Below are 14,192 nucleotides of genomic sequence, written 5' to 3' on the forward strand. Positions count from 1 at the left end.
CACGTGCACGTGATCAACGTGGACTTCACCTCGTGCCGGGACGAGGTGAAGTCCACGTCGGTGAGGTGAAGCTCCACCGACGACCCTCGCAGCGCACCCGTGAACGGCACCCTCACCATGCCCCGACACGGTGAGGGTGCCGTTCACGTGTTGCGGCCGCGAAGCGACCGACACCACGACCGAGTCCACCCTTGTCACCCGCCCCGGGGTCGCCGCACCAGCGGCGATGGATGACTGACAACTCAGCCATGGCTGCGGAGGTAGTCGAGCTGGGCGCGGACGGACTGTTCGGCGGCGGGCCAGACGGCGCGGTCGACGTCGGCGTAGACGGTGCGGACGACGTCCATCGGCGTCGTGTGGCCGGTGGCGACGGCCGCGCGTACCTGGTCGAGACGCTCGGCCCGGTGGGCGAGGTAGCCGTCGAGCACGCCGACCGCGTCGGCGACGACCGGGCCGTGCCCGGGCAGCAGCGTGGCGACCGGCGCGGACCCGGCGAGCTCGCGGAGCCGGTGGATCGAGGCGAGGTAGTCACCCAGGTCGCCCTCGGGATGCGTCACCACGGTCGTGCCGCGGCCCAGGACGGTGTCGCCGGTGAAGACCGCCGAGTCGGCCGGCAGGTGGAACGACACCGAGTCGGCGGTGTGTCCTGGCGTCGCGACCACGTCGATCCGCAGGCCGTCGACGTCGATCGACTCACCGTCGACGAACGGGTCCCCTCCGGTGCAGTACGCGGGCGCGAACGCACGGACGGGCGCGTCGACGAGCTCGGCGAACCGCGGTGCACCCTCGGAGTGGTCGAAGTGCCCGTGGGTGAGCAGCACGACCGCGACCCGGCGACCCGAGCCGTGCACGTGGTCGGCGACCCGCCGCAGGTGGTCGTCGCCGGCGGGACCGGGGTCGATCACCACGACCCGCTCGGCGCCCGGCTCCGCGACCACCCAGGTGTCGGTGCCGTCGAGCGTCATCGGTGACGGGTTGGGCGCCAGCAGGCAGCGCGCCCGCGTCGTGCCGCTGCCGTCGATGGTGCTCATGCGCGCCCGCCTCCTCCCTCGGTCTCCTCGTGCCCGGGGACGAGCAGGTCGGCGCCGTCGTCGGTGAGCACGACCTCGGGGAGGATCGGCTGCACCACGCGGGCGTCCGCCCCGGCGAGGACGGCTTCGGCCGTCGGGTACGTCGCCACCTCGGCCAGCGTCGTCGCCGTGGGCGGCAGCAGCTGCAGCTCACCGTGGTGGAACCGGTCGAGCGCGTCCGCCGGACGCAGCCAGGCGACGCGGTCGGCCTCCCCACCGACGTCCCTCGTGCGCTGGCCGGGGGGCAGTGCCGCGACGAAGAACCTCGTGTCGTAGCGCCGCGGCTCGACCTCGGGCGTGATCCAGTGCGCCCACGCGCGGAGCAGGTCGGCACGCAGCACGAGCCCGCGGCGGTGCAGCATCTCGGCGAACGCCAGCGACCGGTCGATGAGCGCGAGCCGGTCGGCCTCCCAGTCGTCGCCGGTGGTGTCGTCGACGACGGTCGTCGGGCCCGGACCCGCGAGCAGGACGCCCGACTCCTCGAACGTCTCGCGCACCGCGGCGCACACCAGCGAGGCCGCGAGGTCGGGCCCCGCCTCCAGCGTCGCCGCCCAGGCATCGCGCGGCGGCCCCGACCACGCGAGGTCCGCGTCACCGTCCCTGGCGTCGACCCCGCCGCCGGGGAAGACGTACATGCCGGCCGCGAACGACATCGACGTCTTGCGCCGCAGCAGGTAGACCTCGACGCCGTCGGCGCCGTCGCGCAACAGCACGACCGTGGCCGCGTCGGCCGCGGTCACGGTCGGCCGGGGCTCGACCTGTCGACGCCTCGCCTCCGCAACGAACTCGTCAGGAAGCCGCCAGCGCCGAGCCACGGGGTCACACCTCGACGATCAGCTCGACCTCGACGGACGCGTTGAGCGGCAGCGCCGCGACACCGATCGCGCTCCGCGCGTGCTTGCCCGCGTCACCGAACACCTGGCCGAGCAGCTCGCTGGCGGCGTTCATCACCTGCGGCTGGGAGGAGAAGTCGGGTGCGCTGTTGACGAAGCCCACGACCTTGACCACGCGCTTGACCTTGCCCAGGTCACCGACGACCGACTTCACCGCGGCGAGCGCGTTGAGCGTGCAGGCGCGGGCGCCCTGGCGGCCCTCGTCGATGTCGACGTCGATGCCGAGCTTGCCGCTCACCGCCAGCTCACCGTCGACGAACGGAACCTGTCCCGAGGTGTACACGAACGAGCCGCTGACGACCGCCGGCACGTAGTCGCCCGCCGGTGGTGCGACGGGCGGCAGCTCGAGCCCGAGCTCGGCGAGCCTCTCCTCCGGGGCGCTCACGACGGCAGCTCCCGTTTGAGGTAGCCCACGACGTTCTCCGGGTTCGGACCCGGGACGACGGCGACGAGCTCCCACCCGTCCACGCCCCAGGTGTCGAGGATCTCCTTCGTCGCGTGCACGAGCAGCGGCACGGTTGCGTATTCCCACTTGGCCATGGCGCGACCATATCGCCTACCCGCGCGGCTGCCACGGCGGCGAGACGCTCGTCACGGAGCTAGGCGTCGCCGGCGGTGACGGCGAGTGCCTCGTCGTGCGAACGCGACGGGACGCGATGGTCGTCGACGTGGGCGAGCGACCTGCGGCCGCTCGCCAAGACCAGCACCGCCACCAGCACGACACCGGCGCCGACCCAGAACGGCACGTGCGGGTTGATCGACTCGCCCAGCTTGCCGGCGAGCCACGGCGCGATCGCGCCGCCGGTGAACCTCACGAAGCTGTACGCCGCCGACGCGGTCGGACGCTCGACGGGTGCGGCCAGCATGACCGCCTCGGTGATGAGCGTGTTGTTGACGCCGCTGAGCAGGCCGCTCAGCACCACGCAGACGATGAGCACCGCCTTGTGGTCGGTGCCGATGGCCATCACGACGAGCACGGCGGCGAACGCCGTCAGCACGCCGAGCAGCACCGGCACCGTGCCGCGCAGGCGTTGCAGGACGGGCGCGAGGAACACCGAGGTGACGGCGACTCCCACGCCCCAGCCGCAGAAGATGAGCCCGATCTCGATCGCCCCGAGCGCGAGCGGGAACGGCGTGTAGGCGAGCAGCGCGAAGAAGCCGAAGTTGTAGCAGAGCGCGGTGATGCCGACGGTCAGCAGCGACCGGTGGCGCAGCGCGCGGAACGGGTCGAGCAGCGAGCTGTGCCGCGCCGGTCGCGGGGTGCTCGGCAGCAGGACCGTCGTCACGATGAACCCGATCGCCATCAGCGCCGCGACGCCGAAGAACGGCCCGCGCCAGCTGACCTCGCCGAGCAGGCCGCCGAGGAGGGGGCCGCTCGCGATGCCGACGCCGAGCGCGGCCTCGTACAGGATGATCGCGCTCGCCACGCCACCGCTAGCCGAGCCGACGATCGCCGAGAGCGCCGTCGCGATGAACAGGGCGTTGCCGAGACCCCACCCCGCACGGAATCCGATGATCTGGCCGATGGTGTCGGACGACCCCGCCAGCGCGCTGAACACCACGATGAGCACCAGCCCGATGAGCAGGGTGCGCTTCGCGCCGAACCAGCTGGAGACCACGCCGGTCACGAGCATCGCGAAGCCCATGATGAGCAGGTAGCTCGAGAACAGCAGCGACACCTGGGACGGCGAGGCGTCGAGCTGTTCGGCGATGGGCTTGAGGATGGGGTCGACGAGGCCGATGCCCATGAACGCGATCACGCACGCGAAGGCCACGGCCCACACGGCCTTGGGCTGACGGAGGATGCTCGAGCTCGCGCTCTCGGGTCGGTCGTCGGTGGGGTTCGCGCGCATCAGCTGGTCGGGTCCTCCATCAGCGTTCGCAGGATGTCGGCGTGCGCGACGAGCTGGTCGCGCTCCGACGGACTCAGCCGCTCGATGCTCGGGACGAGCACCGCGGCCATCGAGGCCCGCGCGACGGAGAGCCGCCGTACGCCCTCGTCGGTGACCGCCACGAGGACCGCGCGGCCGTCGTCGGCGTCGCCACGCCGCACGACGAGGCCGGCGCGTTCGAGCCGGTCGACCGCAGCGGTCATGGACGGTTGCGTGCAGTGCTCGTGGCGAGCGAGCTCGGTGACCCGCAGCGGGCCGCCGTCGCGCAGCCGCGCGAGCACCCGCGACTGCGTGGCCGACATCGACACGTCGGCCATCGCGCCGACCATCCGCACCAGGCGCGCGCTCAGCGCGATCAGGTCGTCGGCCAGCGCCTCCACCGGCCTCGTCTCGGTCATCACCCCCACAATATACATAGCCTATCTATACAACTGCCGAGCCGCCGGTGCCCGCGGACGCCTCCTACCCTGGAGGTGTGGCACGAGCGACGGGCTGGGGCGAGGTTCGCCTGCATGTCATCACCGGCAAGGGCGGCACCGGCAAGACGACCGTCGCCGGTGCACTCGCGCTCGCCCTCGCCGCGGGCGGCAACCGCACGCTGCTCGTCGAGGTCGAGGGTCGCCAGGGCATCGCGCAGCTCTTCGACGTCCCGCCGCTGCCGTACGAGGAGCGCAGGATCGCGGTCGCCCGCGACGGTGGCGAGGTCTACGCGCTCGCGGTCGACCCGGAGGCTGCCCTGCTCGACTACCTCGACATGTTCTACAAGCTGGGACGTGCCGGGCGCGGACTCGAACGGCTCGGCGTCGTCGACTTCGTGACGACGGTGGCGCCGGGGCTGCGTGACGTGCTCCTCACCGGCAAGGCGGCCGAGTCCGTGCGCCGCCGCCGCGGCAGCGGGTACGCGTACGACCACGTCGTCGTCGACGCGCCGCCCACCGGGCGCATCGCGCGGTTCCTCAACGTGTCGAGCGAGGTCGCGGGCATCGCCCGGATGGGCCCGGTGCGCACCCACGCCGATCTGGTGCTCGGCGTCATCCGGTCGGCGCAGACGGCCGTCCACTTCGTCTCGCTGCTGGAGGAGATGCCGGTGCAGGAGACCGTCGACGGGATCGGGGAGCTCGACCGCACCGGCATCGCCACCGGCAAGGTCGTCGTGAACATGACGCGCGAGCGGCTGCTCCCCGCCGACGAGCTCGCCAGGATCGCCGACGGCACGGTCGACGCCGCCTCGATCGAGGCGGGCCTCGCGGCCGCGGGCGTCGCCGCCGGCGAGCGCACCACCGAGGCACTCGCGCGGCAGCTCGTCGACCACGCCCAGCGCGTCCAGGCCGAGGACGAAGCCCTCGGCGCGCTGGAGAAGCTCGATCGGCCGCTCCTGCGGCTGCCGTTCGTCGCACACGGCATCGACCTCGGCGCGCTGTACGACCTCGCCGAGCACATCGAGGACCAGGTCGCGACCGAGGCGGAGGACGCATGACGCGGGCGGCGAGCGGAGGAGAGAGCTCGGGAGCGAGCGGGCGCGTCAGGAGAGCACAGGCACCGCGGCTCGCGGTCGACACGCTGATCGGCGACCGGCGCACGCGGATCGTGGTGTGCTGCGGCTCGGGCGGCGTGGGCAAGACCACGACCGCGGCGGCGATCGGCCTCCGGGCCGCCGAGCTCGGCCGCTCGACGGTCGTGCTCACCATCGACCCGGCGCGGCGGCTCGCGCAGTCGCTGGGGCTTGCGGAGCTCGACAACGTGCCGCGCCGCATCGACTGCGTCGACACGTCGAACGGCGGCGACCTCTGGGCGATGATGCTCGACATGAAGCGCACGTTCGACGAGATCGTCGAGGCGCACACCGATTCCGGCAGGGCGAGCCAGATCCTGGCGAACCCGTTCTACCAGTCGCTGTCCGCCGGGTTCGCGGGCACGCAGGAGTACATGGCCATGGAGAAGCTCGGCCAGCTCCGCGCCGCCGACGAGTGGGACCTCATCGTGGTCGACACCCCGCCGAGCCGGTCGGCCCTCGACTTCCTCGACTCGCCCGAACGGCTCGGCCGGTTCCTCGACGGACGGTTCATCCGGTTGCTCGTCGGGCCGGCGAAGAGCGGCGGTCGGGCGTACCTGCGCATGCTCACGGCGGGGTTCGGACTCGTCGCCGGCGCGGTCACCAAGGTGCTCGGCGCCCAGCTGCTGAAGGACGCGCAGACGTTCGTCACCGCGCTCGACACGATGTTTGGTGGGTTCAGGGAACGCGCGGAGGCGACGTTCCGGTTGCTCCAGGCACGCGGCACCGCGTTCCTCGTCGTCGCCGCCCCGGAGCCGGACGCGCTGCGCGAGGCTTCGTACTTCGTCGAACGGCTGTCGCGGGACGACATGCCGCTCGGCGGGCTCGTCCTCAACCGCGTGCACCGCACGACCGGCACCGGGGGACGGATGCGGCTCGGCGCCGAGCGCAGCGTCGCCGCGGCGGAGACCCTGGAGGAGTCGGGCGAGCACCCGCTCGCGGCCGCGGCACTACGGTTGCACGCGGAGCGCCTCGTGCTGGCTGCCAGGGAGGGCCGGCTGCGGGACGGGTTCGTCTCCGCTCACCCTCGTGTCGCCATCGCCGAGGTGCCGGCACTGCCGGCGGACGTCCACGACCTCGACGGCCTCCGCGCGGTCGGCGACGCGCTGGCGGCGCGGAGCTGACGAGAGTCCGGTCGCGAGCGACGTCAGGCCGCGCCCGACGCCGTCTCCCAATCGGACTTGGCGGCCTCGAACAGGCTGCGCCAGGAGCTGACCTCGGTGCGCTGCCGCAACAACGACCTGCGCTCGCGCTCGGTCATGCCGCCCCACACGCCGTACTCCATCTCGTAGTCCAGCGCATAGGCGAGGCATTCGGCACGTACCGGGCAGTGTCGGCAGATCCGCTTCGCGTGATTCTGCTCGGCGCCCCGGACGAACAACTTGTCTGGATCGCCGCCCTTGCAGGCAGCGGACCCTGCCCACGACTCGTTCCACGTCATCGGGTACGTCCCCGTCTTTCCCCCGTGTGTGCCGCCCCCGGTACCGACCCAAGCGTAAGAATCTCGCTCACCCTGTGTAATCCCTCGCCCCGACCATCTGGCGTAGCCAGAAATGACTAGTCACTCGAAGGTTCGCGTAGTGCTCAAGTACCACGTACACGACGCTTCCCCTCCATTCGTGACATTGGCGGCATGTTGCCCCCTGCCTCAGCTAACGCTTGGCGCGTCCCCAGGTAACGCCCAGTCGTGTACTGTTCCGCCGGTTACCGACCCGGCTCGGAAGTCGCCGTCCTGAGAGAGGGCGACTTGCGGTAATGATGCGCCTTCCGAGCCGATCGATAATGGATGGCGGGCGGCCACGGAACCACCGTGCCGGTGGCTTACCCTGGACCGGTGTCTGGCAACTTCGCACCGATCCACATCCTGCGTAATCTCGCGCTGCTCGTCGTCCTGAGCCTGGTGGCGGGCATTCTCGTGGCGGGCATCGCCCTGCCCGCGGTCGGTGGTGCCGGACTCGTCGGCAAGGCGGGAGCGGACAGCTTCGAGTCGCTGCCGAGCGAGCTGGCGACGCCGCCCCTGCCCGAGCGATCCCGCATCCTCGACAGGAGGGGCAACGAGATCGCGACCTACTACCGCGAGTACCGCGTCAACGTGCCGCTCGAGAAGGTCGCGCCCATCATGCGCAAGGCGATCGTCGCGATCGAGGACTACCGCTTCTACGAGCACGGCAGCCTCGACTTCAAGGGCACGCTGCGCGCGCTCGCGCGCAACCAGGCGGGCGGCAGCACCCAGGGCGGCTCGACGCTGACGCAGCAGTACGTCAAGCAGGTGCAGGTCGAGCAGGCGAAGTCGCCGGACGAGGTCCAGAAGGTCACCAACCGCGAGGGCGCGGAGGGATACGGCCGCAAGCTGCAGGAGCTCAGGTACGCCGTCACGATGGAGAAGAAGTACTCCAAGGACGAGATCCTCGAGCGCTACCTCAACATCATCTACTTCGGCGACGGCGCGTACGGCGTCGAGGCGGCCGCCCAGCACTACTTCAGCACCTCGGCGAGCAAGCTGACACTCACGCAGGCGTCCATGCTGGCGGGGCTCGTCCGCAGCCCGTACGCCTACGACCCGACCAAGCACGCGACGACGGCGAAGGCCCGCCGCAACACCGTGCTGCAGCGCATGGGCGAGACCGGCGCTATCTCGATGGCCGAGGCCGCGAAGGCCCAGAAGGAGTACCTCGAGCTCAAGGTCACCGAGTTCCCCAACAGCTGCGGCCAGGCCGGCAAGTACAACGGGTTCTTCTGCGAGTACGTCGCGCAGGAGATCCTGGGCAACCCGGCGTTCGGTAAGACGCGCACCGACCGCTACAACCTGCTCGTCGGCGGCGGCCTCACGATCCGCACGTCGCTCGACCCGAAGGTCCAGCGGTCGGCCATCAAGGCGATGCGCAACAACGTGTCGAAGAAGTCGCCCATCGCGGGATCGCTCGTCACGGTGCAGCCGGGCACCGGCAAGGTGCGCGCGATGGTCGTGTCGCGCGACTTCACCACCGCGGGCAAGGCCAAGAAGGGCCAGCTCAACTTCAACACCGCGGTCGACCGCGCCCACGGCGGTGGCAACGGCGCCCAGTTCGGCTCCAACGCCAAGGCGTTCACCCTCGCCGCCGCGCTGCAGGACGGCATCCCGCTCGGCTACGAGATCAACGCACCCGGCAGCATCCACAACCTGGGCGGGTTCAAGGACTGCCAGGGCAGGCCGAACTTCTACCCGAGCGTCTTCAACGCCGACGGCGAGGGCGGCGGCGGCGGTGTGCTCGACCTCCCCCGCGGCACGATGAAGTCCGTCAACACCTTCTTCGTCCTGCTGGAGCACCGGGTCGGGCTGTGCAAGACCTGGAAGATGACCCGCTCGCTCGGCATGATCCGCAGCGACGGCACGCCGATGAAGCAATACCCGTCGCTGACCCTCGGCTCCGACGAGGTCGACCCGCTGCACGTGTCTGCCGCGTACGCCGCGTTCGCCGCCAAGGGCAAGTACTGCCGGCCCACGCCGTTCGAGTACGTCCTCGACACCAACGGCAAGAAGCTTCCCGGCATCGGGCCCGAGTGCAAGCAGGCGCTGAGCGCGGGCGCGGCCAACGCCGTCGCGTACGCGATGAAGAACGTGTTCTCGTCCGGTGGCACCGCCGCCGGTCTCGGCATCGGCCGGCAGGCCTACGGCAAGACCGGCACCACCAACGACGGCGCCGCCGGCTGGTTCACCGGGTACACGCCCGAGCTGGCGACCTCCGTCTCGCTCGCGTCGCCGAAGGGCGCCGCCGCCCAGCGGCTGCGCGGCGCCGATCTCGGGCCGCGGACCGCCTCCGGGTTCGGCAAGGACGCCGCGCCGATCTGGCAGCAGACCATGCAGCGCGCACTCAAGGGCGTAGAGCCGTCCCAGGTGCCGATGCCCCCGCCCAACCTGATGCGCTCAGTGCACGTGCAGGTCGAGCTGCCCGACGTCAAGGGCATGCCCGTCGCCGCGGCGACCGACCTGCTGAAGAAGAAGGGCTTCGAACCCGTCGTCGACCCGACACCCGTCGACTCCACGGAGGCGAAGGGCACGGTCGCCCGCACGGAGCCGGGCGGCGGTCAGGCTCGGCCGGGCAGCAAGGTGACCCTCTTCGTCAGCAAGGGACCGCCGGGCGCCACTCCGACGGCCAGACCGTCGACCTGGCCGACGAAGAAACCCGAGTGCAAGCCGCCGTGGTGCAGACCCTAGGCGCCGGTGAGACGGTCCCGGACCACCGCGGAGACGCGACCGCCGTCGGCCTGCTTGCCGACCCGGCCGAGCACGGCCTTCATCACCACGCCCATCTGCCTCGGTGACGACGCGCCCGTCTCGGCGATCACCTCGTCGACGATCGCCACGAGCTCGTCGTCGCCGAGCTGGCTCGGCAGGTAGTTCTCGAGCACGGTGAGCTCGAGCCGCTCCTGCTCGGCGAGATCGTCGCGCCCGTTCTGCGTGTAGACGTCGGCACTCTCACGGCGCCGCTTGGCCTCGGTGGCCAGCAGCGCGAGCACCTCCTCGTCGCTGAGTCGGCGGGCCGAGTCACCCGCGACCTCCGCGGTGGTGACCGCCGTCAGCGCCATGCGGATGGTGCGGCGCCGGACGTCGTCGCGCGCCCTCATCGCGTCGGTGAGGTCCTGCTGGAGACGATCCTTGAGCGATGTCATTGCGACAGTGTCCCAGGCGTGCCCCGCTACCCGCCGCCCTCCTCCGCTCCGCTCCTCGCTCGCTGGGCGGGTGGACGAGGCGTGCGCTTCGGACCGCTGCGATGCTCACTTTGGAGGACGGCTCGTGTCCTGAGACGATGACGGCATGCGTGCCTCTCGTGCAGTTCCGCTGGGCGTCCTCGGTGCCGGCGCCGCGTGCTTCGCGTACGCCACGCTCGTCGAGCGCAATTCGTTCCGGCTGCGCCGGTGCGAGATCCCGGTGCTCCCGGCGGGGGCACGCCCGCTCAAGGTGCTGCACCTCTCCGACGCGCACCTCACACCCGACCAGCTGCGCAAGATCGAGTGGATGCACGACCTCGCGGAGCTCGAGCCCGACCTCGTCGTCAACACCGGCGACTCGATCTCGCACCCCGAGGCGCTGCCGGCGTACCTGTATGCCGTGGCGCCGCTCCTCGACGTGCCGGGCGTGTTCGTCCTCGGGTCGAACGACAGGTACGCGCCCGTGGCGAAGAACCCGTTGCGCTACCTGCTCCCCGGCGACAAGGGAGTCGAGCTGAAGCGGCCCCAGTCGCTGCCGTGGCGCGAACTCAGCGAGGCCATGACCGCGCGGGGCTGGCTCGACCTGGACAACCGGCGCGGGCGGCTCGAGGTCGGCGGGCTCACCGTGGAGTTCGGCGGCGTCGACGACTCGCACATCGACCTGGACAGGTACGACGACATCGCCGGAGCCGTCGACCCGGCCGCCGACGCCCACCTCGGCGTCCTGCACTCCCCCGAGCCGCGCGTCCTCGACAGGTTCGTCGCGGACGGCTACACGGCGATGTTCGCCGGACACACCCACGGCGGCCAGGTGTGCGTCCCCGGCTACGGCGCGCTCGTCACGAACTGCGGCATCGACCGGGCCAGGGTCAAGGGCCTGTCGCGCTACGGCAACGCCTGGCTGCACGTGTCCGCCGGCCTCGGCACCTCGCCCTACGCGCCGTTCCGGTTCGCGTGCCCGCCCGAGGCCACTCTCGTCACGCTCGTCCCGCACACCTGACTGCGTTGCCCGTACGGCCCGAGCACGACGACGTGTGAAGGGCACCGTCACCACACCATGGTGGTGACGGTGCCCTTCACACGTTCCGGGGACGGCAGGTGGGCTAGCTGCCCGCCCTGGCCGACTCCTTGTTCGCCGAGATCGCGTCGGACGGGTCGTCGTCGTCGACCGACGGCAGCTGGTCGAACAGGTCACTGGACTGCCCACCGAGCAGGGTGGACAGCATCTGCCTGACGTTGGCCAGCTGCGCGTTGATGCTGTCGCGGCGCTGGGCCACGGCGGCGAGCTCGCGCTCGGACTCGGCACGCAGGCGCTCGGCACGGCCGGTCGCCTCGGTGACCATCTCGCGGGCCTTGCGCTGGGCGTCCTCGACGAGACGCTCGGACTTGCCGGTCGCCTCCTCGTAGATCTGCTCGGCGTCGGCACGCGTGCGCTCCGCACGCTCCTGCACGGAGACCAGGTGCGCCTCGGCCGCCTGCGTGCGCTCCGCGAGCGACTGCTCGGCACGCTCGCGGCGCTGGGCGAGGTTCGTCTCGAACTCCGCCGCGGCCTTCGCGGCCTTGGCACGCTGCTTCTCGAAGATCGCCTCGGCCTCACCCTTGCGGCTGGCGGCGTCACGCTTGGCCTGCTCGCGGATCTCCGCGGCCTTCTGCTTGGCCCCGGCGATGACCTCTTCGAACTCGGCCTCGGCCTGGAAGCGCTTCTCCTCGGCGTAACGGTCGGCCTCGTCGCGGACCTTGACCGCCATGCCCTCCGCTTCCTTGCGACACTGCTCGGCGTCCGCCGTCCCGCTCGCGCGGAGCTCGACGGCCTCCTCCTGAGCCATCGTCAGGATCTGTCCGATCCGGGCACCCAGGTCTGCGAACGTCGGCTCCGACGACTCGCCCGAACTCTGCTGGTGCGACTCGAGCTCCTCCACCCGTCGAGCGAGCTCGACGGACTGGCGTCGAGCGACCTCGACGGCCTGGGTGAGCTCGCGGATGCGTTCATCGACCTGCGCGGGTTCGTAGCCCCGGCGGGCCATACGGAACTCGGTGGATGTGTTGCTCATTAGCCTCTTGTCCCTATCGGCGGCGCGTCGAACTGTGGGTCCTCGAAACGGTCCGGGACACTCGATTCGGCTGCGAACAGCCCGGTCGTCCCGGTGGCGGCGAAGCGCCGGCGCGGCCCGTCGCTCCCGCAACGAGCTCCCGGTCGGAGCAGCACCATCAGCTCCAGCGTGTGGTAATGGGGCCAACACCCGGGCACGAGCGTTCGAGGGGCGAGACCCGTGCCCAGTCCCCGAAGATATTACTCGCCGTCCATACCCGCTTACCAGGGGTATGACCCGATCAATCGGGTCAGGCGTGCACTGAATGTCGCTCAGTGTCGCACGGTGCGACGATTGTCAGCGCAACGATGTCACGCGACTCCACCGCCGACACGGCCGCGTCGCCGCGCGACCTCGCCGAACCCGGCAGGACCGCGGAGGGAAACCCCCGCGCAGGCTCCGGACCGCGACCGCTAGACTGCGGAAGGTTTTACACGGGCTGTGGCGCAGCTTGGGAGCGCGCGTCGTTCGGGTCGACGAGGTCGTGGGTTCAAATCCCGCCAGCCCGACGTTGGGTCGTCGTGTTTGCCGCTTGTTGCGGCTGCACCGCGGCCTTTGCGTCTATGTGGGGGGCCCAGCCCCCCACACCCCCCAGGTTCCCTCACACGGAGGAAGCGCGCTCCGGTGGCTGCCTGCTCGCCTTCGGCTTCGCGGCTCTCCGCTCGCCGCTCGCCTTCGCTCGGCTCTCGCTCGCCTTCGGCTTCGCTGATCACCGTTGGTGCCGTTGACGTTCCTTCGAAAGTACGGCGGCGACCAGGCACCCCGTGAGCGGCACCCTCACCGTGTCCAGGCACGGTGAGGGTGCCCCTGACGGGTCCCGGCACGACCCCGCGGTCGTGCCGCGATGCCTCACCTCAACATTGACGCCGTTAGCGGGGGATCGGGCGGCCGGAACTCGGGTTGCGCATCGCGTGGGTGAACCTGAGCCACAGGATCGTGTGGGTCACGGCGCCGAGCAGCAGCATGAACCCGGTCATCAGCAGGGCCGTCCGCGGCGTGGTGGCGACGGCCGCGCGGTCGCCGAGTGCGCGGACCGCGACGTCCTCGCCCTCCTGGTCGAGATCCGCTCCCTCGACCCGGCCCGCGTGCCGTTCGCCGTCGAGCGTCCACGTGCCGTCGCAGTCGACCGACTCGGTCTGGTTGCCGTTGCTGTCGGTGCTGACCGACGTCACGCACCTGGTGACGTGAGCGGTGGTCTCGGCACCGAACACATACGTGACGACCTGCGGCCCGAAGACGATGCACCACCCGATGACCAGCGAGCCCCACACGATCCATGGCGTGAGACGTCGTGCCGACCGGGCCGTCGCGGCGTTCATTAGCCAGGGACTATAACGGCGCCGAACTCTCCCGCACGTACTCCGTCGCGACGCCGAGGCCCTACCGGCCCACCATCAGAGCGGTGACAGCGTTTCGTCAAGGTTCCGCATTCTGCCGCGCGTTCGAAGCAGACGTGTCACATTGGGGAGACCGTCAGCTCTCAAATCGGGGTGGGAGCGGGTCCAATGGCGCGCAAGAAGACGCGTGCAGGTTTCGCTGTACTCGTCGTGTCCACGCTCGTCGCGGTCATGCTGTGGGTCAACGGCGAGACGTTCTGGTTCGGCGTGTTCTTCCTCGTCTACGTCCCCACGCTCGTCGCGTTGTGGTTCGCGTTCTTCACGAAGACCAACTGCGGGGTGATCACCGCAACTCGCGGACGCCCGTGCAAGAACCCGGTACGCGGCCGACTCCGCGGCTGCCGGATCCACAGCAGGGAGAAATGGGCCGTGCAGCTCGCGCGGATCGGGATCACCAGTCCGGCTTCCCGGCTCGGACACAGAGTGGCTCGACAGCGCGGGCCCGAGCCGGCAGCGTCGTCGCGTGAGACGACTGGTCCCGACCGCGAGAAGACGTTATCGACGGAAAGGCCGGTGAAAGAGACCGTCACGTTCGTGTGCACCGTGCTCGGCACGGCGGCGACCATTGTGAGTACTGGTGTCGGGGTCGTGGGCATCCTGTGACGATGA

Annotated in this window: 13 protein-coding genes, 1 tRNA gene and 1 pseudogene; 6 read left to right on the forward strand and 9 right to left on the reverse strand. The window is 70.7% G+C overall.

All coding sequences use genetic code 11. The annotated features are described in order from the left end of the window. Window positions 1-242: 242 nt before the first annotated feature. The 5 genes and pseudogenes from GEV10_13455 to GEV10_13475 all read right to left on the reverse strand — a co-directional run bounded on the left by GEV10_13455 (window position 243) and on the right by GEV10_13475 (window position 4,271). Window positions 243-1,031 carry an MBL fold metallo-hydrolase gene (locus GEV10_13455; protein MQA79463.1) on the reverse strand — a complete coding sequence of 263 codons (789 nt, stop codon included), beginning with the start codon at window positions 1,029-1,031 and terminating at the stop codon, window positions 243-245. Window positions 1,032-1,123: 92 nt separating this feature from the next. Continuing rightward, window positions 1,124-1,810: pseudogene (locus GEV10_13460) on the reverse strand (NUDIX hydrolase). A 79-nt stretch (window positions 1,811-1,889) separates the two neighbouring features. Then, complete coding sequence (locus tag GEV10_13465) at window positions 1,890-2,348, reverse strand: RidA family protein (GenBank protein ID MQA79464.1); 459 nt, start codon at window positions 2,346-2,348, stop codon at window positions 1,890-1,892. A gap of 214 nt (window positions 2,349-2,562) precedes the next feature. After that, the gene (locus tag GEV10_13470; protein MQA79465.1) at window positions 2,563-3,816 is read right to left on the reverse strand and encodes an MFS transporter; all 1,254 of its coding nucleotides are present in this window, start codon (window positions 3,814-3,816) and stop codon (window positions 2,563-2,565) included. Then, window positions 3,816-4,271: a MarR family transcriptional regulator gene (locus tag GEV10_13475; GenBank protein ID MQA79466.1), complete on the reverse strand. Its 456-nt coding sequence runs from the start codon at window positions 4,269-4,271 to the stop codon at window positions 3,816-3,818. The genes GEV10_13470 and GEV10_13475 overlap by 1 nt, the downstream gene beginning before the upstream one ends. A gap of 59 nt (window positions 4,272-4,330) precedes the next feature. Between GEV10_13475 and GEV10_13480 the strand changes: the two genes are divergently transcribed. Next, window positions 4,331-5,332 (forward strand): ATPase, encoded by a 1,002-nt coding sequence (locus tag GEV10_13480; protein ID MQA79467.1) that lies wholly within the window; start codon window positions 4,331-4,333, stop codon window positions 5,330-5,332. Further along, window positions 5,329-6,531, forward strand: a complete 1,203-nt coding sequence (locus tag GEV10_13485; GenBank protein ID MQA79468.1) for an AAA family ATPase — start codon at window positions 5,329-5,331, stop codon at window positions 6,529-6,531. The genes GEV10_13480 and GEV10_13485 overlap by 4 nt, the downstream gene beginning before the upstream one ends. 23 nt (window positions 6,532-6,554) lie before the next feature. Here the strand turns inward: GEV10_13485 and GEV10_13490 are convergent, their stop codons facing one another. Beyond that, complete coding sequence (locus GEV10_13490) at window positions 6,555-6,848, reverse strand: WhiB family transcriptional regulator (protein ID MQA79469.1); 294 nt, start codon at window positions 6,846-6,848, stop codon at window positions 6,555-6,557. A 345-nt stretch (window positions 6,849-7,193) separates the two neighbouring features. Here GEV10_13490 and GEV10_13495 point away from each other — a divergent pair, with 345 nt between their 5' ends. Next, entirely contained in the window at window positions 7,194-9,602 is a 2,409-nt protein-coding gene (locus tag GEV10_13495; GenBank protein ID MQA79470.1) for a PASTA domain-containing protein, read from the forward strand. Here the strand turns inward: GEV10_13495 and GEV10_13500 are convergent. Further along, window positions 9,599-10,057, reverse strand: a complete 459-nt coding sequence (locus GEV10_13500) for a GatB/YqeY domain-containing protein (GenBank protein ID MQA79471.1) — start codon at window positions 10,055-10,057, stop codon at window positions 9,599-9,601. The genes GEV10_13495 and GEV10_13500 overlap by 4 nt on opposite strands. Window positions 10,058-10,202: 145 nt before the next feature. On the opposite strand from GEV10_13500, the gene GEV10_13505 reads away from it, so the two are divergent. Beyond that, a complete protein-coding gene (locus GEV10_13505) occupies window positions 10,203-11,096 on the forward strand; it encodes a metallophosphoesterase (protein MQA79472.1) in 894 nt (297 codons plus the stop codon). Between the two features lie 103 nt (window positions 11,097-11,199). Here the strand turns inward: GEV10_13505 and GEV10_13510 are convergent, their stop codons facing one another. Continuing rightward, the gene (locus tag GEV10_13510) at window positions 11,200-12,147 is read right to left on the reverse strand and encodes a cellulose-binding protein (GenBank protein ID MQA79473.1); all 948 of its coding nucleotides are present in this window, start codon (window positions 12,145-12,147) and stop codon (window positions 11,200-11,202) included. A gap of 474 nt (window positions 12,148-12,621) precedes the next feature. Between GEV10_13510 and GEV10_13515 the strand changes: the two genes are divergently transcribed. After that, window positions 12,622-12,695: transfer RNA gene (locus GEV10_13515), tRNA-Pro, on the forward strand. Between the two features lie 360 nt (window positions 12,696-13,055). Here GEV10_13515 and GEV10_13520 read toward each other — a convergent pair. Next, complete coding sequence (locus GEV10_13520; GenBank protein MQA79474.1) at window positions 13,056-13,505, reverse strand: hypothetical protein; 450 nt, start codon at window positions 13,503-13,505, stop codon at window positions 13,056-13,058. A 186-nt stretch (window positions 13,506-13,691) separates the two neighbouring features. Here GEV10_13520 and GEV10_13525 point away from each other — a divergent pair, with 186 nt between their 5' ends. Continuing rightward, window positions 13,692-14,186, forward strand: coding sequence for a hypothetical protein (locus GEV10_13525; protein ID MQA79475.1), 495 nt, complete (start codon window positions 13,692-13,694; stop codon window positions 14,184-14,186). The last annotated feature ends 6 nt before the right edge of the window (window positions 14,187-14,192 follow it).

The sequence above is a fragment of the Streptosporangiales bacterium genome (assembly GCA_009379955.1).
Lineage (GTDB): Bacteria > Actinomycetota > Actinomycetes > Streptosporangiales > WHST01 > WHST01.